Origin of the sequence: Mesorhizobium sp. M0904 (assembly GCF_040319475.1) — a bacterium.
Lineage (GTDB): Bacteria > Pseudomonadota > Alphaproteobacteria > Rhizobiales > Rhizobiaceae > Mesorhizobium.
On record NZ_JAMYOC010000008.1, the window covers coordinates 14,517 to 37,881 of the forward strand.

The window sequence follows — 23,365 nt, forward strand, 5'->3', positions numbered from 1 at the left end:
CACCAGTAACTTAATTCAAGGCCCGCACGGGCTGGCAGGAATGGAGAGATCACATGGCAAAAGGTAAATTCGAGCGCACTAAGCCTCATGTGAACATTGGCACGATTGGTCACGTCGACCATGGCAAGACGTCGCTGACGGCGGCGATCACCAAGTATTTTGGCGAATACAAGCGCTATGACCAGATCGATGCGGCGCCCGAAGAGAAGGCGCGCGGCATCACCATTTCGACGGCGCACGTCGAATACGAGACCGCCAACCGCCACTATGCCCATGTCGATTGCCCCGGCCATGCCGACTATGTGAAGAACATGATCACCGGTGCCGCGCAGATGGACGGCGCGATCCTGGTGGTGTCGGCCGCCGACGGCCCGATGCCGCAGACCCGCGAGCACATCCTTTTGGCCCGCCAGGTCGGCGTGCCCTCGATCGTGGTGTTTTTGAACAAGGTCGACCAGGTCGACGACGCCGAGCTGCTCGAGCTGGTCGAACTCGAGGTGCGCGAGCTTTTGACCAAGAACGAGTTTCCCGGCGACGACATTCCGATCGTCAAGGGTTCGGCGCTTGCCGCCCTTGAAGATAGCGACAAGAAGATCGGCGAGGACGCCATCCGCGAATTGATGGCTGCGGTCGATGCCTATATCCCGACGCCGGTTCGTCCGCTCGACAAGCCGTTCCTGATGCCGATCGAGGACGTGTTCTCGATCTCGGGCCGTGGCACGGTGGTGACCGGCCGCGTCGAGCGCGGCGTCGTCAAGGTCGGCGAGGAGCTGGAGATCGTCGGCATCCGTCCGACCACCAAGACGACCTGCACGGGCGTCGAGATGTTCCGCAAGCTGCTCGACCAGGGTCAGGCCGGCGACAACATCGGCGCGCTGTTGCGCGGTGTCGACCGTGAAGGCGTCGAGCGCGGCCAGGTCCTGGCCAAGCCCGGCACCGTCAAGCCGCACAAGAAGTTCGTTGCCGAAGCCTACATCCTGACCAAGGACGAGGGCGGCCGCCATACGCCGTTCTTCACCAACTACCGTCCGCAGTTCTATTTCCGCACGACGGACGTGACCGGCATCGTGTCGCTGCCGGAAGGCACCGAGATGGTGATGCCGGGCGACAACATCACCGTCGATGTCGAGCTGATCGTGCCGATCGCCATGGAAGAGAAGCTGCGCTTCGCTATCCGTGAAGGCGGCCGCACCGTCGGTGCCGGCATCGTCGTCACCATCAAAGAGTAATTTGGACTTAAACCGATCTGTCGCGGGCGCTGCCCGCGCCGCGCCAGAACAAGGAAGTGACGCATGAACGGACAGAATATCCGCATCCGCCTGAAGGCGTTTGATCACCGGGTGCTCGACGCCTCGACACGGGAAATCGTGTCGACCGCCAAGCGCACCGGCGCCAACGTCCGCGGCCCAATTCCGCTGCCGACGCGGATCGAAAAGTTCACGGTCAACCGGTCGCCTCACGTCGACAAGAAGAGCCGCGAGCAGTTCGAGATGCGCACGCACAAGCGTCTGCTCGACATCGTCGACCCGACCCCGCAGACGGTCGATGCTTTGATGAAGCTCGACCTGGCCGCCGGTGTCGACGTCGAGATCAAGCTCTAAGGAACCAGAGGTCAGCGGGGCGACCCGGAACTCTGAAGGAACAAGAGGCGTGGAGGGGCGACAGCCCCGACAGGGAACTCTAAAGGAATTGAACCGATGCGTTCAGGTGTGATTGCAAAGAAGGTGGGAATGACCCGCATCTACAACGATGCGGGGGAACATGTTCCCGTCACTGTTCTCCAGATGGAGAACTGCCAGGTCGTGGCGCAGCGCACGCAGGAGAAGAACGGCTATACCGCCGTCCAGCTCGGCGTTGGCCTTGCCAAGGTGAAGAACACGTCGAAGGCGATGCGCGGCCATTTCGCGTCCGCTTCCGTCGAGCCTAAGGCCAAGGTTGCCGAGTTCCGCGTCTCCGCCGACAACATGATCGATGTCGGCGCCGAGATCACCGTCGAGCATTTCGTCGTCGGCCAGAAGGTCGATGTGACGGGAACCACGATCGGCAAGGGTTTCCAGGGCGTCATCAAGCGGCACCACATGGGTGGCGGCCGCGCCACGCACGGCAACTCGGTGTCGCACCGTACACACGGTTCGACCGGCCAGCGCCAGGATCCGGGCAAGGTGTTCAAGGGCAAGCATATGGCCGGCCACATGGGTGACACCCGCGTCACCACGCAGAATGTCGAGGTCGTCTCGACCGACGCCGATCGTGGCCTGATCCTGATCCGCGGTGCGGTCCCGGGTTCGAAGGGTGCATGGATCCTGGTCCGCGATGCGGCCAAGGTTGCGCTTCCGGCCAATGCGCCGAAGCCCGCCGCGATCCGCGCCGTTGCAACCGATGGTGCCGCCAAGAACGAGGCCCCGGCCACAGAGGGAGCGGAATAATGGACCTCAAGATTACAACGCTTGGCGGCAAGGACGCCGGTAAGCTGAAGCTCTCCGAAGAGATTTTCGGCCTTGATCCGCGCGAGGACATCCTGCAGCGCGTCGTGCGCTGGCAGCTCGCCAAGAAGCAGCAGGGCACGCACAAGGCCAAGGGCCGCGCGGAAATCGCCCGCACCGGCGCCAAGATGTACAAGCAGAAGGGTACCGGCCGCGCCCGTCACCATTCGGCTCGCGCTCCGCAGTTCCGCGGCGGCGGCAAGGCCCACGGCCCGGTCGTACGCAGCCACGAGCACGATCTGCCGAAGAAGGTGCGTGCGCTCGGTCTCAAGCATGCGCTTTCGGCCAAGGCCAAAAGCGCGTCGATCATCATCATCGACGAGCTGAAGCTGACCGAGGCCAAGACCAAGGCACTGATCGCGAATTTCGCGACGCTGGGCCTGAGCAACGCCCTGGTGATCGGCGGCGCCGAGCTTGACAAGAATTTCAAGCTGGCGGCGACCAACATCCCGAACATCGACGTGCTGCCCATCCAGGGCATCAACGTTTACGACATTCTGCGCCGCGGCACGCTGGTCCTTTCCAAGGCCGCCGTCGAGGCTCTCGAGGAGCGCTTCAAATGACCGACCTTCGTCACTACGACGTGATCGTCTCGCCGGCGATCACCGAAAAGTCGACCATGGCTTCCGAGCAGAACCAGGTCGTCTTCAATGTCGCCAAGAAGGCGTCGAAGCCGGAAATCAAGGCCGCCGTCGAAGCGCTGTTCGGCGTCAAGGTGATGGCCGTGAACACGCTTGTCCGCAAGGGCAAGATCAAGCGCTTCCGCGGCACGATTGGCCGCCAGAGCGACGTCAAGAAGGCGGTTGTGACGCTGGCCGACGGCCAGTCGATCGACGTCGCGACGGGTCTCTGAGCAAGGTCGCGAGGACAGAACAATGGCACTGAAAAAATTCAACCCGGTAACGCCGAGCACCCGTCAGCTGGTCATCGTCGACCGCTCGGGCCTCTACAAGGGCAAGCCCGTCAAGGGCCTGACCGAAGGCCTGACCAAGTCGGGCGGCCGCAACAATTACGGCCGCATCACGGCCCGCTTCATCGGCGGCGGTCACAAGCGCACCTACCGCATCATCGACTTCAAGCGCCGCAAGTTCGACGTCGTCGGTACGGTTGAGCGTATCGAGTACGATCCGAACCGCACCGCCTTCATCGCGCTGATCAAGTACGACGATGGCGAGCTGTCCTACATCATCGCCCCGCAGCGTCTGGCTCCCGGCGACAAGATCGTGGCCGGTGAATCGGTCGACGTGAAGCCGGGCAATGCGATGCCGCTGGCCTCGATGCCGGTCGGCACGATCGTCCATAATATCGAGCTGAAGCCCGGCAAGGGCGCTCAGGTCGCCCGTTCGGCCGGTGGTTATGGCCAGCTCGTCGGCCGCGACCAGGGCATGGCGATCCTGCGTCTCAATTCGGGCGAGCAGCGAGTCGTCCACGGCTCCTGCATGGCCACTGTCGGTGCCGTGTCCAACCCGGACCACGGCAACATCAATGACGGCAAGGCAGGCCGCACCGTGTGGCGTGGCAAACGTCCGCACAATCGCGGCGTGACCATGAACCCGGTCGACCATCCGCATGGCGGCGGCGAAGGCCGCACCTCGGGTGGCCGCCATCCGGTTTCGCCCTGGGGCAAGCCGACCAAGGGCAAGAAGACGCGGTCCAACAAGGCGACCGACAAGTTCATCCTGCGCTCGCGCCATCAGCGCAAGAGCTAAGAAGAGGTAACGCCAAGTGACTCGTTCGATTTGGAAAGGCCCCTTCATCGACGGCTACCTTCTGAAGAAGGTGGACAAGGTTCGTGAAGGTGGTCGCAATGAGGTGATCAAGATGTGGAGCCGCCGCTCCACCATCCTGCCGCAGTTCGTCGGCTTCACCTTCGGTGTCTACAACGGCCAGAAACACGTTCCCGTATCGGTGAACGAGGACATGGTCGGTCACAAGTTCGGTGAATTCGCTCCGACCCGGACCTATTACGGTCACGGCGCGGATAAGAAGGCGAAGAGGAAATAATCATGGGCAAGGCCAAAGCTCCGCGCAGGCTTGCTGACAACGAAGCGCGCGCCGTGCTGCGCACGATCCGTATCAGCCCGCAGAAGCTGAACCTGGTTGCCGCGTTGATCCGCGGCAAGAAGGTCGCGACAGCGCTTTCCGACCTCGAATTCTCGGCCAAGCGGATTTCCGGCACGGTCAAGAAGACGCTGGAATCGGCGATCGCCAACGCGGAAAACAACCACGACCTAGACGTCGATGCGCTGATCGTGGCGGAAGCCTATGTCGGCAAGTCGATTGTCATGAAGCGGTTCCATGCCCGTGGCCGTGGTCGCGCCAGCCGTATCGAGAAGCCGTTCTCGCACCTCACGATCGTCGTTCGTGAAGTCGAAGAAAAAGGGGAGGCCGCATAATGGGCCAGAAAGTCAATCCGATCGGTCTGCGTCTCGGCATCAACCGCACCTGGGATTCGCGGTGGTTCGCGAACACCGGCGAATACGGCAAGCTGCTGCACGAGGACATCAAGATCCGCAAATATCTTGAGAAGGAACTCAAGCAGGCTGCGATCTCGAAGGTCGTGATCGAGCGTCCGCACAAGAAGTGCCGCGTCACCATCCATGCGGCGCGTCCGGGCCTGATCATCGGCAAGAAGGGCGCCGACATCGAGAAGCTTCGCAAGAAGCTGATGGAGATGACCAAGTCCGAGACGCATTTGAACATCGTCGAAGTGCGCAAGCCGGAGATCGACGCGACCCTGGTCGCCCAGTCGATCGCCCAGCAGCTCGAGCGCCGCATCGCGTTCCGCCGCGCCATGAAGCGCGCCGTCCAGTCGGCGATGCGCCTCGGTGCCGAAGGCATCCGCATCAACTGCGCCGGCCGTCTCGGCGGCGCCGAGATCGCGCGCATGGAATGGTATCGCGAAGGTCGCGTGCCGCTGCATACGTTGCGCGCCGACGTCGACTACGGCACGGCCGAGGCGAATACGGCCTACGGCATCTGTGGCGTCAAGGTCTGGGTGTTCAAGGGCGAAATCCTCGAGCACGACCCGATGGCATCGGAGCGCCGCGCCACCGAGGGCGATCATGCGCATGGCGGTGGTGGTGAGCGCGAGCGCGGTCGCCGTCGCGAAAACGCGTAAGACAGTCAGGAATTTGGAGTTAGAACGATGCTGCAGCCAAAGCGCACAAAGTTCCGCAAGCAGTTCAAGGGCCGCATCCACGGTACCGCCAAGGGCGGCACCAACCTGGATTTCGGTGGTTTCGGGCTGAAGGCGCTTGAGCCGAACCGCGTCACTGCGCGTGAGATCGAGGCGGCCCGCCGCGCGATCACCCGCGAGATGAAGCGCGCCGGCCGGGTGTGGATCCGTATCTTCCCGGACGTACCGGTTACGTCGAAGCCGACTGAAGTCCGTATGGGTAAGGGCAAGGGCGCCGTCGACTACTGGGCGGCACGCGTCAAGCCGGGTCGCATCATGTTCGAGATCGACGGCGTCAACGAAGAAACCGCCCGTGAGGCGCTGCGTCTCGGCGCGGCCAAGCTCTCGGTCAGGACGCGCTTCGTACAGCGCATCGCAGAATAAGGACGGGCCGATCATGAAAGCCGAAGACATCCGGACCAAGACCCAGGACCAGCTGACCGACGACCTGGCCAGCCTGAAGAAGGAGCAGTTCAACCTGCGCTTCCAGAAGGCCACCGGCCAGCTTGAGAAGACCGCGCGCGTGAGGCAGGTCCGCAAGGACATTGCGCGTATCAAGACCATCGCTGCGGAAAAGTCCGCGGCCAAGAAGGCTTAAGGACGAAAACCATGCCAAAGCGCATTCTGCAGGGCACCGTCGTCAGCGACAAGAACGAGAAGACGGTTGTCGTCAAGGTCGAACGGCGCTTCACGCATCCCGTGATGAAGAAGACCGTGCGCATGACCAAGAAGTACAAGGCGCACGACGAGAACAACGCCCACAAGGTCGGTGATCAGGTGTTCATCCAGGAATCGAAGCCGATTTCCAAGGACAAGCGCTGGGTCGTGGTGTCTTCGGACCAGGCCTGATCAGGGCAAACGAAACGAATTTTGGACAGACCGGGGAGGGGTGAGAAACCCGTCCCGTTAGAAAAGAAGAAGGCGGCCAGTCATGATTCAGATGCAAACAAACCTCGACGTCGCGGATAATTCCGGCGCCCGTCGTGTCATGTGCATCAAGGTGCTGGGCGGCTCGAAGCGGAAATACGCTTCCGTGGGCGACATCATCGTGGTGTCGATCAAGGAAGCCATCCCGCGCGGCCGCGTCAAGAAGGGCGATGTGATGAAGGCGGTCGTGGTTCGCACGGCCAAGGACATCCGCCGCCCGGACGGCAGCGTGATCCGTTTCGACAAGAACGCAGCCGTTCTCGTCGACAACAAGAAAGAGCCGATCGGCACGCGTATCTTCGGACCAGTTCCGCGCGAACTCCGCGCCAAGAACCACATGAAGATCATCTCGCTCGCGCCTGAAGTGCTGTAAGGAGCCGGACCAATGCAAAAGATTAGAAAAGGCGACAAGGTCGTCGTGCTGGCCGGCAAGGACAAGGGCCGTTCGGGCGAAGTCCTTTCGGTGCAGCCGAAGGACGACACCGCGCTGGTGCGCGGCGTCAACCTGATCCGTCGTCATCAGAAGCAGTCCCAGTCCCAAGAGGGCGGGATCATCACCAAGGAAGCGCCGATCCAGCTGTCGAACATCGCGCTGGCCGACCCCAAGGATGGCAAGCCGACCCGCGTCGGCTTCATCTTCCAGAAGGACGGCAAGAAGGTGCGCGTCGCCAAGCGCTCGGGAGAAGTCATCAATGGCTAAGGCTCAAACCAAGCAGGCAACTGCCCAGAACACGCCGCGCCTCAAGCAGGTCTACAACGAGACCATTCGCAAGGCGCTGCAGGAGCAGTTCGGCTACGAGAACGAGATGCAGGTTCCGCGCATCGACAAAATCGTGTTGAACATGGGCGTCGGCGAGGCGACCGGCGATTCGAAGAAGCCTTCGATCGCGGCGGAAGACCTTGCAATGATCGCCGGCCAGAAGGCCGTTGTCACCCGCGCACGCAACTCGATCGCCGGCTTCAAGGTCCGCGAGAAGATGCCGATCGGCGCCAAGGTCACGTTGCGCAAGGAACGCATGTACGAGTTCCTCGACCGCCTCGTGAATATCGCACTGCCGCGCGTCCGCGACTTCCGCGGGCTCAACCCGAAGAGCTTCGATGGCCGTGGCAACTATGCCATGGGCATCAAGGAACACATCGTGTTTCCGGAGATCAACTACGACAAGGTTGATCAGATCTGGGGCATGGACGTCATCGTTTGTACGACTGCGAAGACGGACGACGAAGCCAGGGCATTGCTCAAGGCCTTCAACTTCCCCTTCCGCCAGTAACGGCAGCGAGAAAAGGAAAAATCTGAAATGGCAAAGACCAGCTCAGTCGAGAAGAACAACAGGCGCCGCAAGCTTGCGGACCAGTTCGCTGCCAAGCGCAAGGTGCTCAAGGCGATCATCATGGATCAGTCCAAGCCGATGGAAGAGCGCTTCCGCGCCCAGCTGAAGCTTTCGGCGCTGCCGCGCAACTCGGCCAAGACCCGCATCCGCAACCGCTGCGAAGTCACCGGACGTCCGCGTGCCTATTATCGCAAGCTCAAAGTATCGCGTATCGCGCTTCGTGATCTCGGCAATAACGGCCAGATCCCGGGCCTGGTCAAGTCGAGCTGGTAAGGAGGACATAACATGTCATTGAGCGATCCTCTCGGCGATATGCTGACCCGCATCCGCAACGCGTATGGCCGCAAGAAGTCGAGCGTTTCGACGCCGGCTTCGCGCCTGCGCACCCGTGTCCTCGACGTTCTGAAGGCCGAAGGCTATATCCGCGACTACAGCCAGACCGACTTCGACAACGGCAAGTCCGAAATCGAGATCGAGCTGAAGTATTTCGACGGTGCGCCGGTGGTGCGCGAAATCGCCCGGGTCTCGAAGCCCGGCCGCCGCGTCTACGTTTCGGCCAAGTCGATACCGCACGTCGCCAACGGCCTCGGCATCGCCATTCTTTCGACGCCGAAGGGTGTGATGGCCGACCACGAAGCGCGCGAACAGAATGTCGGCGGGGAAATCCTCTGCCAGATCTTCTGATCTGGTATGTGACCCGTTGGAATCCGGCTTTCGGGATCAAGTCCCGAAAACCGAGACCTGAAACAAGAGAAGTGACGAGGACAACAGAATGTCTCGTATTGGAAAGAAACCCGTTTCGCTGCCGCAGGGCGTGACCGCGACCGTCAACGGCCAGACCGTGACGGCGAAGGGTCCGAAGGGCGAGCTGAAGTTCGTGGTGAACGACGAAGTGCTGGTCAAGATGGAAGGCAGCGAGATCGCTGTCCAGCCGCGCGACCAGACCAAGACCGCCCGTTCCAAATGGGGCATGTCGCGCACGCAGATCGTCAACATCCTGCAGGGCGTCAAGGACGGCTTCGAAAAGAAGCTCGAGATCACCGGCGTCGGCTATCGCGCCGCCATGCAAGGCAAGAACCTGCAGCTGGCGCTCGGCTTCAGTCACGACGTTGTCTACGAGACGCCGCAGGGCGTGACGATTTCGGTGCCGAAGCCGACGGAAATCACCGTGACCGGCATCGACAAGCAGCAGGTCGGCCAGGTTGCCGCCGAGATCCGCGAGTATCGCAGCCCCGAGCCCTACAAGGGCAAGGGCGTCCGCTATGCTGGCGAGAAGATCGTCCGCAAGGAAGGCAAGAAGAAGTAATTTTAACGCCGCGGGGAGCGGTCGCGGGAGGCTCGTCCTACCGCATATGGTTGCCCCCGTTTTTTGAAGGCAAGGAACTGATATCATGGGCTCGAAAGAATCCACCCAACGCCGCGCTCAGCGCGTCCGCCGCCAGATCAAAAAGGTTGCCGGCGATCGTCCGCGTTTGTCGGTCCATCGCACGTCGAAGAACATCTATGTCCAGGTGATCGACGACGCCAAGGGCCACACCATCGCGGCTGCTTCGACGCTTGAGAAGGAGCTCAAGGGCTCGCTCAAGACCGGCGCCGACACCGCGGCCGCAGCTGCCATCGGCAAGCTGATCGCCGAGCGTGCCTCGAAGGCCGGCGTCAAGGAAGTGGTCTTCGACCGCGGCGCCTACATCTACCACGGCCGCGTCAAGGCGCTTGCCGAGGCTGCACGTGAAGGTGGTCTGAGCTTCTAAAATCGAAATTCGCCCCGGCGACCCAAAGAGGCCGCCGGATATCATCATCAACCGTGCTTCCGGAAAAAAACAAGGAACAGGATATGGCACAGGAACGTAGGGATGGCGGCCGCGGCCGTGATCGCGAAGAACGCGACGACGGCATGGTCGACAAGCTCGTCCACATCAACCGTGTCGCCAAGGTCGTCAAGGGCGGCCGGCGCTTCGGCTTTGCAGCACTCGTTGTCGTCGGCGACCAGAAGGGCCGCGTCGGCTTCGGCCACGGCAAGGCGCGCGAAGTGCCTGAGGCGATCCGCAAGGCGACCGAATCGGCCAAGCGCGACATGATCTTCGTGCCGTTGCGCTCGGGCCGCACGCTGCACCATGACGTCGAGGGACGCTGGGGCGCGGGACGTGTCCTGCTGCGCGCCGCCAAGCAAGGTACCGGCATCATCGCCGGCGGCCCGATGCGCGCCGTTTTCGAGACGCTCGGCATGCATGACGTGGTCGCCAAGTCGATGGGTTCTTCGAACCCCTACAACATGGTTCGCGCCACTTTCGACGCGCTGAAGAGCCAGATGCATCCGAAGGATGTGGCTGCCGCGCGCGGCATCAAGTATTCGACCCTTCAGGCCCGCCGCGGCACCGCCGTTGCGGCTGAAGAATAGTCGACGCTGACCAGGGATCTGACCATGGCCAAGAAAGCAACCAAGACCATCACCGTCGAGCAGATCGGTTCGCCGATCCGCCGGCCGAAGGAGCAGCGCGCAACGCTGGTCGGCCTCGGCCTCAACAAGATGCACAAGCAGCGCACGCTGGAGGATACGCCCTCGGTGCGCGGCATGATCGCTGCCGTCCAGCATCTCGTCCGCGTCGTGGACGAGGGCTGAGCCAGAGCGCAGGAGAACCCAGATGAAACTCAATGATCTGCGTGACAAGGACGGCGCGACGCACTCCAAGAAGCGTCTCGGCCGTGGCATCGGTTCCGGTTCAGGCAAGACCGCCGGTCGCGGCGTTAAGGGCCAGAAGGCGCGCTCCGGTGTCGCCGTCAACGGCTTCGAGGGTGGCCAGATGCCGCTCTACCGGCGTCTGCCGAAGCGCGGCTTCAACAATATCTTCGCCAAGAGCTTCACCGTCGTGTCGCTGGCCCGCATCCAGGCGGCGCTCGATGCCAAGAAGCTTGACGCTAAGACAGTTGTGACGGCCGAGGCGCTGGTTGCGGCCGGCGTCATCCGTCGCGTCAAGGACGGCGTGCGCATCCTTTCGGACGGCGACATCAAGGCCAAGCTTGCCTTCGACGTGGCCGGAGCCTCCAAGGCCGCGATCGAGAAGATCGAAAAGGCCGGCGGCTCGGTGAAGCTGCCTGAGCAGGCAGCCGCCGAGTAACGGCAATTTGAAGCACGGCCGGCAAAGGTGGATTCGGTTTTGCCTGCGGTCGTGCTTTGATCCGACAGATGTGGCGGCCGCATCAACGCGGCCGCTTGCATGTTTGCAGTCCGGAGCTTATCTCGTGAGCTTCGGTGACACGCGCCGCCTGAGCTGCGGGCATCGAGCGTGACCAAGCGGAGAATCAGGCATGGCTTCGGCTGCTGAACAACTAGCCTCGAATCTGAATTTTTCGGCCTTCGCCAAAGCCGAGGATCTGAAGAAGCGCATCTGGTTCACCATCGGCGCGCTGCTCGTCTATCGTCTTGGCACCTATATCCCGCTGCCCGGTATCAATCCCGACGCTTTCGCCCAGGCCTTCTCGTCGCAGAGCAAGGGCGTGCTCGGCATGTTCAACATGTTCGCAGGCGGCGCCGTGCAGCGCATGGCGATCTTTGCCCTTGGCATTATGCCCTATATCTCCGCTTCCATCATTATGCAGCTGATGACCTCGGTCATTCCGTCGCTGGAAGCGCTGAAAAAGGAAGGCGAGCAGGGCCGCAAGATCATCAACCAGTACACGCGCTACGGCACAGTGCTTCTGGCGCTGGTCCAGGCGTACGGCATTTCGGTCGGGCTTGAGGGCGGCAACGGCATCGTCAACGATCCCGGCATGTTCTTCCGCATCTCTACCGTCGTCACGCTGGTCGGCGGCACCATGTTCCTGATGTGGCTTGGCGAGCAGATCACCGCCCGCGGCATCGGCAACGGCATTTCGCTGATCATCTTCTCCGGCATCGTCGCCGGCCTGCCGCGCGCCATCTCCGGCACGCTGGAGCTTGGCCGCACCGGCGCCTTGTCGACCGGCCTGATCCTGGCGATCATCGTGCTCGCCATCATCGTCATCGCGCTGATCGTCTTCTTCGAGCGCGCCCAGCGCCGCCTGCTGATCCAGTATCCCAAGCGCCAGGTTGGCAATCGCATGTTCCAGGGCGATACCTCGCATCTGCCGCTGAAGCTCAACACGTCCGGCGTCATTCCGCCGATCTTCGCCTCGTCGCTGCTGCTGCTGCCTGCGACCGTCGCCGGCTTCTCGCAGACCACCAATATGCCTGCATGGGCCAGCACCATCCTGGCGGCGCTCGGCCACGGCCAGCCGCTCTATATGGCCTTCTACGCGGCGATGATCGTGTTCTTCGCCTTCTTCTATACGGCGATCGTCTTCAATCCGAAGGACACCGCCGACCAGCTCAAGAAGCATTCGGGCTTCATCCCGGGCTATCGTCCGGGCGAGCGCACTGCGGACTATATCGACTATGTGCTCACCCGCATCACCGTCGTCGGCGCCATTTATCTGGTGCTGGTGTGTCTGCTGCCCGAGTTCCTGATTTCAGCGACTGGCGTACCGTTCTACCTTGGTGGCACTTCGCTCCTGATCGTGGTCAGTGTAACGCTCGATACGGTGGCGCAGATTCAGGGTCACCTGATCGCGCACCAGTATGAGGGCCTGATCAAGAAGTCGAAGCTGCGCGGGGGGAAAAAGGCCAAATGAGGTTGATATTGCTTGGACCGCCGGGGGCGGGCAAGGGGACACAAGCACTGAGACTGGTAGAACGACACGGCATCCCACAGCTTTCCACGGGGGACATGCTGCGTGCTGCTGTTCAGGCCGGCACCGAAGTCGGCAAGCGCGCCAAGGCGGTGATGGACGCTGGCGAACTGGTGTCCGACGCTATCGTCAACGCCATCGTGGCCGAGCGTATCGATCAAGCTGATTGCGCAAACGGCTTCATCCTTGACGGATACCCGCGAACCCTGGTGCAAGCGGACGCCGTTGAGGAAATGCTGTCGGATCGCGGACTGGAGCTAGACGCGGTCATCGAATTTGTCGTCGACGACAAGGCGCTGGTTGGCCGAATCGTCAAACGCGCCGAAGAAGCCAAGGCCGCAGGCCTGCCGGTGCGCAAGGACGACAGTCCAGCGGTGTTCGAAGAACGCTTGAGGGAATATTACAAGAAAACCTCGCCGCTGATCGGTTACTACTATGCCAAGGGCAAACTCAGGGGCGTCGATGGCATGGCCGACATCGATGCGGTGACGCAGCAGATCGAGGGCGTGCTCAGGGCGACGACCCGGCAGGTTGGCCGGGCGGCCGGCTAGAGAATCGAACGATTGCGCTTGACTGGAGCGGCCCGCTGGGGTATGGCGGCCCGTCTTCCTATCAGGCATGAGGCTTGCTTGTCCGTAAGGGCAAGGCAGGCCGCTTTGAACTGGAAACTCCCGCAAGGGCCGGCCTCCACCGGACGCGGGGCAACTTGAAGCGCCGGCTCGCCCGGCCTACATGGAGAAGAGAAGAACATGGCTCGTATAGCCGGCGTCAACATTCCGACCAACAAGCGCGTCGTCATCGCGCTTCAATACATTCACGGCATTGGCAAGAAGTTCGCCCAGGAGATCGTCGACAAGGTCGGCATCCCGGCCGAGCGTCGCGTCAACCAGCTGACCGACGCGGAAGTGCTGCAGATCCGCGAGACCATCGACCGCGACTATCAGGTCGAGGGCGATCTGCGCCGCGAAGTGTCGATGAACATCAAGCGACTCATGGACCTCGGCTGCTACCGCGGTCTGCGTCACCGCCGCTCGCTGCCGGTTCGTGGTCAGCGCACACATACCAATGCGCGCACCCGCAAGGGGCCGGCCAAGTCGATTGCCGGAAAGAAGAAGTAATTTAGGGCAGTAAGGAGTAGGGCAGTAAGGCACTAGGAACGGCAGACATACTGCCCTACTGCCATATTCCCCTACTGCCTTCTCCCTGGTGGAGCCGCTGGCATTACGGCGGTGTAGAGATCAACTGAAAGGACCATCATGGCCAAGGAAGCCACTCGTGTTCGCCGTCGCGAACGCAAGAACATCTCGTCGGGCGTTGCCCACGTTAATTCGACCTTCAACAACACGATGATCACCATCACCGACGCGCAGGGTAACTCGATTGCCTGGTCGTCGGCTGGAGCCCAGGGCTTCAAGGGATCGCGCAAGTCGACCCCGTTCGCTGCCCAGATGGCCGCCGAAGATGTTGCCAAGAAGGCCCAGGAACACGGCATGCGTATGCTCGAGGTCGAGGTCTGTGGACCCGGCTCCGGTCGTGAATCGGCGCTGCGCGCGCTGCAGGCCGCCGGCTTCACCATCACCTCGATCCGTGATGTGACGCCGATCCCGCATAATGGTTGCCGCCCGCGCAAGAAGCGCCGCGTTTAAAGAATTTACCGAACGCCGCGCGAGCGCCTCAAGGGCGCTCCTCCACGGCATTCCAGGTCGCCCGCCACGATTGGATGGTGGCGGGACAACGGAAGGAAAGCACTATGATCCAGAAAAATTGGCAAGAACTGATCAAGCCGAACAAGATCGAGTTCTCGTCGAAGAAGAAGACGCTGACCACGCTCGTCGCCGAGCCGCTCGAGCGCGGCTTCGGCCTCACCCTCGGCAACGCGCTGCGCCGCGTGCTTCTATCTTCGCTGCGTGGCGCGGCTGTGACCGCCGTGCAGATCGACGGCGTTCTGCATGAATTCTCGTCCATCGCCGGCGTGCGCGAGGACGTGACCGACATCGTCTTGAACATCAAGGAAATCGCCATCCGCATGGAAGGCGACGGCCCCAAGCGCATGGTCGTACGCAAGCAGGGACCGGGTGCGGTTCTCGCCGGCGACATCCAGACCGTTGGCGACGTCGAGATCCTCAATCCCGACCACGTCATCTGCACTCTGGACGAGGGCGCTGAAATCCGCATGGAATTCACCGTCGACACCGGCAAGGGCTATGTGCCGGCCGACCGCAACCGCGCCGAGGACGCGCCGATCGGGCTGATCCCCGTCGACAGCCTGTATTCGCCGGTCAAGAAGGTCTCCTACAAGGTTGAGAACACCCGCGAGGGCCAGGTTCTCGACTATGACAAGCTGACCATGACCATCGAGACCGATGGTTCGATCTCGGGCGAGGACGCAGTGGCCTTCGCCGCTCGCATCCTGCAGGACCAGCTCGGCCTGTTCGTCAATTTCGACGAGCCGCAGAAGGAAGTCGCCGCCGAACAGGTTACCGAGCTTGCCTTCAACCCGGCGCTGCTCAAGAAGGTCGACGAGCTCGAGCTTTCGGTGCGTTCGGCCAACTGCCTGAAGAACGACAACATCGTCTATATCGGCGACCTGATCCAGAAGACCGAAGCAGAGATGCTGCGCACCCCGAACTTCGGCCGCAAGTCGCTGAACGAGATCAAGGAAGTCCTGGCGGCGATGGGCCTGCATCTCGGCATGGAAGTGCCGGACTGGCCGCCGGAAAACATCGAAGACCTCGCCAAGCGTTACGAAGATCAATATTAAGCATGATCCCGAACCGAAGGTCAGCGCAGCAAAAAGTTGCAGACTTTTCGGACAAGATCATGCGGCTAACCAACTGGGGCTCAGCCCTCTTGAAACCGCAATGAAGGAGAAGAGCCATGCGCCACGGATTTAAAGGCCGCCGGTTCGCCCGCAGCATAAGCCATCGCAAGTCGATGTTTGCCAACCTTGCCGTGTCGCTAATCGAGCACGAGCAGATCCTCACCACGCTGCCGAAGGCGAAGGATTTGCGTCCGATCGTCGAGAAGCTGGTGACGCTCGGCAAGCGCGGCGACCTGCACGCCCGCCGCCAGGTTATTGCCCAGATCGGCAATGAAGGCGTCGTCAAGCGCCTGTTCGATACCATCGCGCCACGTTATGCCACCCGCAACGGCGGCTATCTGCGCATCATGAAGGCCGGCTTCCGCCACGGTGATAACGCGGCAATGGCGGTCATCGAGTTCGTCGATCGCGACACCTCGGCCAAGGGCGCCGGCGACCGTGCCCGTATCGAGGCCGAAGGTACCGAAGAGGAAGCCGCAGCCGCATAAGGCTCGGCTTTCCTGAGAAGTTCGAAAGGGGCCTCCAGGCCCCTTTTCTGTTTCCGAAGGTACCGGGCAGGGCTGGTAGGGGTTTTGTCACCGGTTCTTGCGGCGACTACCCAAAATAATCGGATTTCAGCGGCTTAGCCTTTCATTTTGCACAATCGTCAGGACAATGGCGCCGACTTGGAGGATTCGGAATGCGCGTTAAACGGCTGCCCATTGTTCTGATCTGCGCCTTGATGGCGTTGGCCGTCGTGCCGGCGGCCAGGCACGCGCTGGCGGAGGAGACCAAGCCAGATCCTGGTCTGTCCGACGTGCTGACCGACCTGTTGCATGGCGTCGAAGGCGAAAACGCCACCTCCGGCCCCGACAAGCGCGTGCCGTTCGGCCGCGAGGAGGTGCAGCTGTCCTTTGCGCCGCTGGTCAAGCAGACGGCGCCGGCTGTGGTCAATGTCTATGCCTCGCAAACCGCCAAGGCGACGTCGCCCTTCGACGGCGATCCGTTTTTCGAGGAGTTCTTCGGCCGCTCGCAGCCGCGCGCGCAGTCGTCGCTCGGTTCGGGGGTACTAGTCGATCCGACCGGCGTCGTGGTCACCAATTTCCATGTCGTCAAGGACGCCGACCAGGTCAAGGTCGCGACCGCCGACGGGCGCGAATTCGACAGCAAGGTGCTGCTCAAGGATGAGACGCTCGACCTCGCCGTGCTCAAGATTTCTTCTGACAAGCCGTTCCCGGTGATCGCCATCGGCGATTCCGACGCGCTCGAGGTCGGCGACCTGGTGCTGGCGATCGGCAATCCGTTCGGGGTCGGCCAGACCACCACCAGCGGCATCATTTCGGCGGTGGCGCGCAGCCATATCGGCATCTCCGATTCCAGCTTCTTCATCCAGACCGACGCGGCCATCAACCCCGGCAATTCCGGTGGCGCGCTGGTCAACATGGGAGGGCAGCTGATCGGCATCAACACCGCGATCTATAGCCGTAGCGGCGGCTCGATCGGCATCGGCTTTGCCATCCCTTCGAACATGGTCCGCGCCTTTGCCGATGCGGCCAAGGCCGGGCTCGACTTCTTCGAGCGGCCGTATGCCGGTGCCGAGTTCGAGGCGGTGACGCCGCAGATTGCCGAATCGCTCGGCATGGACAAACCGACCGGTGCGCTGGTTTCTTCGGTCGAAGAGGCGGGACCCGCGGCCAAGGCAGGACTCAAGCCTGGCGACGTAGTGCTGTCGCTTAACGGCAAGCCGGTCGAGAGCGTCGGGGCGCTGGACTACCGGATGGCGACGCTGTCGATTGGTACGAATGCCAGCTTCGGCGTTCTGAGCAAGGGTCAGCAGGCGACGATGGACATCGCTCTGGAACGACCGCCCGAAGGCGCCAAAGCTGCGGAACTCACATTGCGCGGCCGCAGCCCGTTTTCCGGCGCCAAGGTTGCTGAACTGTCGCCACGGCTTGCCCAACGGCTCGGTCTGCGCACCGATGTCAAAGGCGTAACCGTGGTCGACATCAACCGCGATTCGCCCGCTGCCGATTTTGGATTCCAGCCAGGCGACATCGTGCGTGAGGTCAATGGCCTGACGATCGACAAGGCGGCGACCCTGGAACAGGTAGCCCAGCAGGATACGCGCTGGTGGCGCTTTACCGTCGAGCGCGGCGGGCAGATACTGCGCCAGGTGTTGCGTTACTGAGCCCGACCGTCAGCATGATCGGGCTCCAGGCAGAAGAAGTTGCATGGCCGATCTGTTCAGTGTCGATGAACCGGAAAAGACGCCGCCCGGCAGGCCGCTGGCGGACCGTCTGCGCCCGAAGAACCTTGGCGAGGTTGTCGGGCAGGAGCATCTGACCGGACCCGACGGCGCGCTGACGCGGCTGATCGGCTCCGGCTCGCTCGGCTCGATGATTTTCTGGGGCCCGCCCGGCACCGGCAAGACAACGGTCGCACGGCTGCTTGCCGGAGAGACAAGCCTCGCCTTCGAACAGATTTCGGCCGTGTTTTCCGGCGTTGCCGACCTGAAGAAAGTGTTCGAGGCAGCGAAGCTGCGCCGCTCGAACGGCCGCCAGACACTGCTGTTCGTCGACGAGATCCATCGCTTCAACCGCGCCCAGCAGGACAGTTTTCTGCCGGTGATGGAAGACGGCACCGTCGTGCTGGTCGGCGCCACCACCGAGAACCCGTCCTTCGAGCTTAACGCCGCGCTTTTGTCGCGCGCGCGTGTGCTGGTCTTTCACTCGCTCGGCGAGGAGAGCATCGCCAAGCTGCTGGCGCGGGCCGAGCAGGCAGAGGGCAGGGCGCTGCCGCTCGATGAAGACGCGCGGGCGATGCTCATCCGCATGAGCGACGGCGACGGCCGCGCGGCGCTGACGCTCGCCGAAGAGGTCTGGCGCGCAGCGAAATCAAAGGAGGTGTTCGGCGCCGAGGCTTTGCAGCGCATCGTCCAGCGCCGCGCGCCGATCTACGACAAAGGCCAGGACGGCCATTACAATTTGATCTCCGCCTTGCACAAATCGGTGCGCGGCTCCGATCCCGACGCGGCACTCTACTATCTGGCCCGCATGTTCGACGCCGGCGAAGATCCGCTTTATCTCGGGCGCCGGTTGGTGCGCATGGCGATGGAGGATATCGGGCTGGCCGACCCGCAGGCGCTCGTCGTCGCTAACGCCGCCAAGGACGCCTACGACTATCTGGGCTCGCCCGAGGGCGAACTGGCCTTCGCCGAGGCGACCGTCTATCTCGCCACCGCGCCGAAATCCAATGCAGTCTATACCGCGTTCAAGGCCGCCACACAGGCGGCGAAGGAATTCGGTTCGCTGCTGCCGCCCAAGCACATTCTCAATGCGCCGACCAAGCTGATGAAACAGGAAGATTACGGCGCCGGCTATCGCTACGACCACGACGAGCCCGACGCTTTTTCCGGCCAGGACTATTTTCCGGAGAAGATGGGAAGGCAGACATTCTACGACCCGCCCGAGCGCGGCTTCGAGCGCGATATCAGGAAGCGGCTGGATTATTGGGCGAAGCTGCGCAGCGAGCGGGAAAAATAGCTGCCAGTCGCACAGTGGCGTGATCGCCGTTGTCTGGCGTGACAAAAAACCCTATCAAGATGCGCCTTCGGCCGGCGGACAGGCCAGAAATGTACCGACGATATTCAGAACGGAATCGCGCCTGGCGCGTGGAAAAATGACGAAAAAATCTCGCAAGACCCTTCGGAAGTTCGCCATAGCGATCCCGCTGCTGGCGCTCGGCTTCTATTTCATTCCTATCCTGACGACGATTTTCATTGTCCTCGGCCTGATCGACGTGTTGCGCAACGACAACAAGAACTGGGCCCTGTTCAGTGGTTATTTCCTCGGCAACGGCATCTTCACCTGGCTGCTTTCGCCCTTCAATCTGCTGGTCGATCTGCTGTGCTACAGAAACCGCGGTGTCTGGAAACTGGACCAGTTTCCTCCGGACTATCAGCGTGAGGTCAACGAGGTTCTGGACGTCTTCAAAGCGCGCAAGGACGAGATCATCGCCGATATCGACGCCAATTTCGGCAGCGGCCGGCGCGGCATGTATGTCTACCAGTGGTACGGCAAGCACAAGATCGACAACGTTGCCGAATTCAACAAGGATTTCAAATATATCAAGACCATCGCCGTGTCCGTGTTCAGGGGCAAGGAATCGACCTCTTGGCATTTCGGACCGCTGCGGCTCAGCCTGCGCATTCTCTACAATCTTCTCCCGGTGAAGGCCGAGGTTTTCGTCGAGTGCAACAACGCCAGGAACTACTGGCACGACAATCCGCTCTATATTTTCGACGACACGCTGCTGCACCGCTCGGTCAACGAATATGATGGGCGCCGCTACTGCGTGTTCATGGACATCATCCGGCCATCGCCATTCCCTGGCCTGATCGCCGCTCTTCTCGCCATCGTTTCGGTCAGCGTCGAGCGCATCAATGCCATGTTCTACAAGAACTGGAAGATGATCGGCTCCAGCAAGCCGAAGAAGGCCGGAGCCGCCTGACACCGTAGTGTGACCGGTGCGAGGGAGCACGATGTATGATCTGTTGCTTGTCTGCCTTGGTGGCGCGATCGGCGCAATGGCCCGTTTCTTCTTGTCCGGCTTCGTCGCCCGCCGGGTTGGCGAGACCTTTCCCTGGGGCACGATGGTGGTCAACGTCTCGGGAGCGTTTGCAATCGGTGTCGTTGCGCATGCGGTGACGCGCGACGGCATGCCCGCCATCTGGGCCTTTGCCGTCACCGGCGGCCTCGGCTGCTACACTACGGTCTCTTCCTTCAGCGTGCAGACGCTGGCACTGGCGCGCGAGGGCGAATGGCTGCGCGCCGGCGGAAATGTGCTGCTTTCGGTTTTCCTGAGCCTCGGCGGCGTGACGCTGGGCTTTGCCGCGGGAAGTCTTCTGATTGGCAGCGGGGCGCCGTGAGCGGCCCGCGGAAGCTCCGCCACGACGGGACGGACACTGCCGCGGCCGGGCATGGCGGACGCCTCATTGGTTGGCGCAGAACCTCCGAAACGGTTCGGCTCTATGCGACCGTGGCCGCGGGCAGCATGATCGGCGGTGTGCTGCGGGCGCTTGCCTCATCGACGAGCACTGCCCTGTGGGGCGCTGGATTTCCCTTCGGCACACTCCTCGTCAACATTGTCGGCTCATTCCTCATCGGCTTTTACGCGACATTGACGGGACCGGATGGTCGTGTCTTCGCCGGTCCGCTGCAGCGCCAGTTCTTCATGGCCGGCTTCTGTGGCGGCCTGACGACCTTCTCGGCCTTCAGCCTTGAAACGCTCACCCTCGCGCAAGGCGGGAGGTTCCTGGCGGCGGGGCTCAATATCGCGATCTCCGTGGTGGCCTGGCTTGCCGCCGTCTGGCTTGGCCACATCTTTGCAGTTGCCTCAACCGGCTGAGAGGGTCCAAGCAATGAAGATACCAACACAGGCGCAATTGCTGCGCATATTTATCGGCGAAAACGACAAGGCAGATGGCCGTCCGCTGTATGAGGTTATCATGCTGAGGGCCCGCGAAATGCAGATCGCCGGCGCGACCGTCCTGCGCGGCGCGATGGGGTTCGGCCATTCCAGCCGGCTTCACACCATGAAGATCCTCCGCCTATCGGAGGATCTGCCCCTGGTCATCGAGATCGTCGATGACGAGGCAAAATTGGCCGCTTTCCTGCCCGTTCTTGAAACAATCATGACAAGTGGTTTGATTACGCTGGAGAAAGTTCAGGTTCTGCAATATGGAACCGACAACGAATAACCGAGTGAGATTGCGGGTGCCGGCGAATGCCGTTGCATGCCTGCAAAACGGCGATTGGAATCATGGCAGGCGTTGAACAGATCACAGTGGACGCCGGTGAGGCGGGCATGCGGCTCGACCGCTGGTTCAAGAGCCATTTCCCCGGTCTCGGTTTTGGTCATCTGCAGAAGCTGCTGCGTTCCGGCCAGATCCGCGTCGACGGCGGCAGGGTGAAGGCCGATACCCGCGTCGAAGCCGGCCAAACGGTGCGTGTGCCGCCGCTTGAAGTCGACAAGAAAGGTGAAAGCCCGCTGACCGGCCATTCGATCCGCAACCAGGGCGACGCCGATGTCCTAGCCAAGATGCTGATCCATGAGGACCCGAAGGTCTTCGTCTTCAACAAGCCGGCCGGCCTGGCGGTCCAGGGCGGCTCTGGCGTCACCCGCAATGTCGACGACATGCTGGAAGCCTGGCGCAACCAGAAGGGCGAGAAGCCCCGTCTGGTGCACCGGCTCGACCGCGACACGTCGGGTGTGCTGGTTGTCGCCCGTACAAGGCTCGCCGCCATGAAGCTCGCCGAAGCGTTCCGGGCGCGTGAGACGAAGAAAACCTACTGGGCGCTGGTCAAGGGTGTGCCGCCGAAGCGCGAGGACAAGATCTCGACCTGGTTGATCAAGGAATCGACGCCCGACGGCGATCGCGTGCGCATCGCCAAGCATGGCGAAAAGGGCGCCGATCACGCCGTGTCCTACTACCGTGTCATCGAGCAGGCTGCACAGACGATGACCTGGCTGGAGATGGAGCCCTATACCGGCCGCACCCACCAGCTTCGTGTCCATGCCGCGCATATCGGCTGCCCGATCATCGGTGACCCCAAATATTTCGAGGCCGACACCAATTGGGATTTTCCCGGCGGCATGCAGAACCGCCTGCACCTGCACGCCCGCCGCATCGTCATCCCACATCCCGATAAGGGGTTTGTCGACGTCACCGCGCCGATGCCGCCGCACATGCGCCAGAGCTGGAACCTGATCGGCTTCGACGACGCAAGCGCGGAGGATTAAATGAGCGAGGGCGTAAACCATGGATGAAGCGTCGCTCGTTCGTCAGTTGGTGAACTGGTTGCCATTCATCCTGATTCTCGTCGTCTGGTTCGCTTATATACGCCGCGTTGCAACCCGGCAGGGGTCGATGGCCGAAATCGGCCGTGAGAACACCGAAGCGGTAAGGCAGAATACCGAAGTGCTGAAGGCGCTGCTCGCGAAGCTGGAAAGCCAGTCCAAGCAATGACCGCAGCAACCGCAATGGACCGCCGCAGTTCCGTTGACGCTGCCGCCGCCGCCATCATGGTTGGGCTGACTTTTTCCTGGGGGCTGAACTACGTCGCCGCCAAGATCTCCTATGCCGGCTACGATCCCGTTTTCCTGTCGATCGCCCGCTCGGTGATCGGCGGCCTGTGTGTTTTCGGCTGGTGCCGCTGGCGCGGCATCGCGCTGTTCACGCCCGACAAGACCCTCGTCGCCGGCATTCTGGCAGGCGCGCTTTTCGGTCTCGAGTTCCTGTTTCTGTATGTCGGGCTCGAACACACCACCGTCGTGCGCAACACCTTGCTGGTCAACACCATGCCGTTCTGGATGCTGGTCGGCGGCCATTTCCTGCTGGGTGAAAGCATCACGGCACGCAAGCTCGTTGGTCTTCTGCTCGCTTTCGCCGGACTGGTCGCGGTGTTTTCCGACAAACTGAGCGCCCATGGCGGCGCAACATTGAGCGGCGATTTGCTCAGTCTCGGCGCCGGCATTCTGTGGGCCGTGACCAATATCGTCATCAAGCGGTCGAAGCTGGTCACGGCCAGCGCCGAAAAGCTGCTGCTCTATCAACTGGCCGGGGCCGCCGTCGTCGGGATTTTGGTGATGCCTTTTGCCGGCCCGCCAGTCCGCAGCTTTGCCGTTCTGCCGACCTTGGCTCTGTTGTTCCAGGCCGTCTACGTCGTCGCGTTCACCTATGTTCTGTGGTTCTGGCTGCTCCGGCGCTACCCTGCATCTGGACTGTCGAGCTTCACCTTCCTGTCGCCGGTGTTCGGTGTGCTCTGCGGCGCCGTCTTCTTGAACGAGCCGTTGACAGTTCGTATCTTCCTGGCACTCGGCCTCATCGCCGCCGGTCTTATCATCGTCAACCGGCCGGCCCGAAAACAAGCCCCCGGATGAG

Annotated in this window: 37 protein-coding genes; all 37 read left to right on the plus strand. The window is 61.9% G+C overall.

The annotated features are described in order from the left end of the window. Positions 1–53 precede the first annotated feature (53 nt). The 37 genes from tuf (at position 54) to NKH80_RS10515 (ending at position 23,364) form a co-directional block, all read left to right on the plus strand. Entirely contained in the window at positions 54–1,229 is a 1,176-nt protein-coding gene (gene tuf / locus NKH80_RS10335; RefSeq protein WP_254817137.1) for an elongation factor Tu, read from the plus strand. 63 nt (positions 1,230–1,292) lie between these two features. Further along, the gene (gene rpsJ / locus NKH80_RS10340) at positions 1,293–1,601 is read left to right on the plus strand and encodes a 30S ribosomal protein S10 (protein ID WP_006205468.1); all 309 of its coding nucleotides are present in this window, start codon (positions 1,293–1,295) and stop codon (positions 1,599–1,601) included. Positions 1,602–1,697: 96 nt separating this feature from the next. After that, positions 1,698–2,426 carry a 50S ribosomal protein L3 gene (gene rplC, locus NKH80_RS10345; protein WP_254817149.1) on the plus strand — a complete coding sequence of 243 codons (729 nt, stop codon included), beginning with the start codon at positions 1,698–1,700 and terminating at the stop codon, positions 2,424–2,426. Then, positions 2,426–3,046: a 50S ribosomal protein L4 gene (gene rplD / locus NKH80_RS10350; protein WP_023675140.1), complete on the plus strand. Its 621-nt coding sequence runs from the start codon at positions 2,426–2,428 to the stop codon at positions 3,044–3,046. Before rplC ends, rplD begins: the two co-directional genes overlap by 1 nt. After that, a complete protein-coding gene (locus tag NKH80_RS10355) occupies positions 3,043–3,336 on the plus strand; it encodes a 50S ribosomal protein L23 (RefSeq protein WP_006205465.1) in 294 nt (97 codons plus the stop codon). The genes rplD and NKH80_RS10355 overlap by 4 nt, the downstream gene beginning before the upstream one ends. Positions 3,337–3,358: 22 nt before the next feature. Continuing rightward, entirely contained in the window at positions 3,359–4,192 is an 834-nt protein-coding gene (rplB, locus tag NKH80_RS10360; protein WP_023675138.1) for a 50S ribosomal protein L2, read from the plus strand. Between the two features lie 16 nt (positions 4,193–4,208). Then, positions 4,209–4,487 carry a 30S ribosomal protein S19 gene (gene rpsS / locus NKH80_RS10365; RefSeq protein WP_006205463.1) on the plus strand — a complete coding sequence of 93 codons (279 nt, stop codon included), beginning with the start codon at positions 4,209–4,211 and terminating at the stop codon, positions 4,485–4,487. Between the two features lie 2 nt (positions 4,488–4,489). Next, on the plus strand, positions 4,490–4,879 hold the full coding sequence (gene rplV / locus NKH80_RS10370) for a 50S ribosomal protein L22 (RefSeq protein WP_006205462.1): 390 nt from the start codon (positions 4,490–4,492) through the stop codon (positions 4,877–4,879). Continuing rightward, positions 4,879–5,604 (plus strand): 30S ribosomal protein S3, encoded by a 726-nt coding sequence (rpsC, locus tag NKH80_RS10375; RefSeq protein ID WP_023675137.1) that lies wholly within the window; start codon positions 4,879–4,881, stop codon positions 5,602–5,604. The genes rplV and rpsC overlap by 1 nt, the downstream gene beginning before the upstream one ends. Positions 5,605–5,631: 27 nt before the next feature. Continuing rightward, a complete protein-coding gene (gene rplP / locus NKH80_RS10380) occupies positions 5,632–6,045 on the plus strand; it encodes a 50S ribosomal protein L16 (protein WP_006205460.1) in 414 nt (137 codons plus the stop codon). A gap of 13 nt (positions 6,046–6,058) precedes the next feature. Further along, positions 6,059–6,259 carry a 50S ribosomal protein L29 gene (rpmC, locus tag NKH80_RS10385; RefSeq protein ID WP_006205459.1) on the plus strand — a complete coding sequence of 67 codons (201 nt, stop codon included), beginning with the start codon at positions 6,059–6,061 and terminating at the stop codon, positions 6,257–6,259. Positions 6,260–6,270: 11 nt separating this feature from the next. Beyond that, entirely contained in the window at positions 6,271–6,510 is a 240-nt protein-coding gene (gene rpsQ / locus NKH80_RS10390; RefSeq protein ID WP_023675136.1) for a 30S ribosomal protein S17, read from the plus strand. A gap of 82 nt (positions 6,511–6,592) precedes the next feature. Beyond that, entirely contained in the window at positions 6,593–6,961 is a 369-nt protein-coding gene (gene rplN, locus NKH80_RS10395; protein WP_006205457.1) for a 50S ribosomal protein L14, read from the plus strand. A 12-nt stretch (positions 6,962–6,973) separates the two neighbouring features. Next, positions 6,974–7,288 (plus strand): 50S ribosomal protein L24, encoded by a 315-nt coding sequence (rplX, locus tag NKH80_RS10400; RefSeq protein WP_254817150.1) that lies wholly within the window; start codon positions 6,974–6,976, stop codon positions 7,286–7,288. Continuing rightward, positions 7,281–7,859 carry a 50S ribosomal protein L5 gene (rplE, locus tag NKH80_RS10405; protein WP_008875670.1) on the plus strand — a complete coding sequence of 193 codons (579 nt, stop codon included), beginning with the start codon at positions 7,281–7,283 and terminating at the stop codon, positions 7,857–7,859. Before rplX ends, rplE begins: the two co-directional genes overlap by 8 nt. A gap of 27 nt (positions 7,860–7,886) precedes the next feature. Further along, on the plus strand, positions 7,887–8,192 hold the full coding sequence (gene rpsN, locus NKH80_RS10410; RefSeq protein WP_023675134.1) for a 30S ribosomal protein S14: 306 nt from the start codon (positions 7,887–7,889) through the stop codon (positions 8,190–8,192). A gap of 12 nt (positions 8,193–8,204) precedes the next feature. Next, entirely contained in the window at positions 8,205–8,603 is a 399-nt protein-coding gene (gene rpsH, locus NKH80_RS10415; protein ID WP_006205453.1) for a 30S ribosomal protein S8, read from the plus strand. 88 nt (positions 8,604–8,691) lie between these two features. Beyond that, positions 8,692–9,225, plus strand: a complete 534-nt coding sequence (gene rplF, locus NKH80_RS10420) for a 50S ribosomal protein L6 (RefSeq protein WP_023675133.1) — start codon at positions 8,692–8,694, stop codon at positions 9,223–9,225. A gap of 85 nt (positions 9,226–9,310) precedes the next feature. Continuing rightward, positions 9,311–9,670, plus strand: a complete 360-nt coding sequence (rplR, locus tag NKH80_RS10425) for a 50S ribosomal protein L18 (RefSeq protein ID WP_023675132.1) — start codon at positions 9,311–9,313, stop codon at positions 9,668–9,670. Between the two features lie 83 nt (positions 9,671–9,753). Beyond that, positions 9,754–10,317 carry a 30S ribosomal protein S5 gene (rpsE, locus tag NKH80_RS10430; RefSeq protein ID WP_006333394.1) on the plus strand — a complete coding sequence of 188 codons (564 nt, stop codon included), beginning with the start codon at positions 9,754–9,756 and terminating at the stop codon, positions 10,315–10,317. 24 nt (positions 10,318–10,341) lie between these two features. Further along, positions 10,342–10,539 carry a 50S ribosomal protein L30 gene (gene rpmD, locus NKH80_RS10435; RefSeq protein ID WP_006205449.1) on the plus strand — a complete coding sequence of 66 codons (198 nt, stop codon included), beginning with the start codon at positions 10,342–10,344 and terminating at the stop codon, positions 10,537–10,539. 22 nt (positions 10,540–10,561) lie between these two features. Then, positions 10,562–11,035, plus strand: a complete 474-nt coding sequence (gene rplO, locus NKH80_RS10440) for a 50S ribosomal protein L15 (protein WP_023675131.1) — start codon at positions 10,562–10,564, stop codon at positions 11,033–11,035. A 190-nt stretch (positions 11,036–11,225) separates the two neighbouring features. Beyond that, entirely contained in the window at positions 11,226–12,566 is a 1,341-nt protein-coding gene (gene secY, locus NKH80_RS10445; RefSeq protein WP_352991411.1) for a preprotein translocase subunit SecY, read from the plus strand. Beyond that, on the plus strand, positions 12,563–13,174 hold the full coding sequence (locus NKH80_RS10450) for an adenylate kinase (protein ID WP_352736413.1): 612 nt from the start codon (positions 12,563–12,565) through the stop codon (positions 13,172–13,174). The genes secY and NKH80_RS10450 overlap by 4 nt, the downstream gene beginning before the upstream one ends. A 198-nt stretch (positions 13,175–13,372) precedes the next feature. Then, positions 13,373–13,741, plus strand: a complete 369-nt coding sequence (gene rpsM / locus NKH80_RS10455; RefSeq protein ID WP_006205445.1) for a 30S ribosomal protein S13 — start codon at positions 13,373–13,375, stop codon at positions 13,739–13,741. Positions 13,742–13,879: 138 nt separating this feature from the next. After that, complete coding sequence (rpsK, locus tag NKH80_RS10460; protein ID WP_023799279.1) at positions 13,880–14,269, plus strand: 30S ribosomal protein S11; 390 nt, start codon at positions 13,880–13,882, stop codon at positions 14,267–14,269. A 104-nt stretch (positions 14,270–14,373) separates the two neighbouring features. Further along, positions 14,374–15,384: a DNA-directed RNA polymerase subunit alpha gene (locus NKH80_RS10465; RefSeq protein ID WP_023675128.1), complete on the plus strand. Its 1,011-nt coding sequence runs from the start codon at positions 14,374–14,376 to the stop codon at positions 15,382–15,384. 116 nt (positions 15,385–15,500) lie between these two features. Beyond that, positions 15,501–15,932, plus strand: a complete 432-nt coding sequence (gene rplQ / locus NKH80_RS10470; protein WP_023675127.1) for a 50S ribosomal protein L17 — start codon at positions 15,501–15,503, stop codon at positions 15,930–15,932. A gap of 191 nt (positions 15,933–16,123) precedes the next feature. Further along, positions 16,124–17,611 carry a DegQ family serine endoprotease gene (locus NKH80_RS10475; RefSeq protein WP_352991414.1) on the plus strand — a complete coding sequence of 496 codons (1,488 nt, stop codon included), beginning with the start codon at positions 16,124–16,126 and terminating at the stop codon, positions 17,609–17,611. A gap of 43 nt (positions 17,612–17,654) precedes the next feature. Further along, on the plus strand, positions 17,655–18,965 hold the full coding sequence (locus NKH80_RS10480; RefSeq protein WP_352899423.1) for a replication-associated recombination protein A: 1,311 nt from the start codon (positions 17,655–17,657) through the stop codon (positions 18,963–18,965). 136 nt (positions 18,966–19,101) lie between these two features. Next, positions 19,102–19,932 (plus strand): aspartyl/asparaginyl beta-hydroxylase domain-containing protein, encoded by an 831-nt coding sequence (locus tag NKH80_RS10485; RefSeq protein ID WP_352991418.1) that lies wholly within the window; start codon positions 19,102–19,104, stop codon positions 19,930–19,932. Between the two features lie 31 nt (positions 19,933–19,963). After that, complete coding sequence (crcB, locus tag NKH80_RS10490; protein WP_352991421.1) at positions 19,964–20,350, plus strand: fluoride efflux transporter CrcB; 387 nt, start codon at positions 19,964–19,966, stop codon at positions 20,348–20,350. Then, the gene (locus tag NKH80_RS10495) at positions 20,347–20,829 is read left to right on the plus strand and encodes a CrcB family protein (RefSeq protein WP_352991424.1); all 483 of its coding nucleotides are present in this window, start codon (positions 20,347–20,349) and stop codon (positions 20,827–20,829) included. Before crcB ends, NKH80_RS10495 begins: the two co-directional genes overlap by 4 nt. A gap of 13 nt (positions 20,830–20,842) precedes the next feature. Further along, complete coding sequence (locus NKH80_RS10500) at positions 20,843–21,181, plus strand: DUF190 domain-containing protein (protein WP_352991600.1); 339 nt, start codon at positions 20,843–20,845, stop codon at positions 21,179–21,181. 62 nt (positions 21,182–21,243) lie between these two features. Further along, the gene (locus tag NKH80_RS10505; protein ID WP_352991427.1) at positions 21,244–22,224 is read left to right on the plus strand and encodes an RluA family pseudouridine synthase; all 981 of its coding nucleotides are present in this window, start codon (positions 21,244–21,246) and stop codon (positions 22,222–22,224) included. Positions 22,225–22,243: 19 nt separating this feature from the next. After that, on the plus strand, positions 22,244–22,450 hold the full coding sequence (locus tag NKH80_RS10510) for a hypothetical protein (protein WP_254817160.1): 207 nt from the start codon (positions 22,244–22,246) through the stop codon (positions 22,448–22,450). Continuing rightward, on the plus strand, positions 22,447–23,364 hold the full coding sequence (locus NKH80_RS10515) for a DMT family transporter (RefSeq protein ID WP_254817161.1): 918 nt from the start codon (positions 22,447–22,449) through the stop codon (positions 23,362–23,364). Before NKH80_RS10510 ends, NKH80_RS10515 begins: the two co-directional genes overlap by 4 nt. Position 23,365 lies beyond the last annotated feature (1 nt).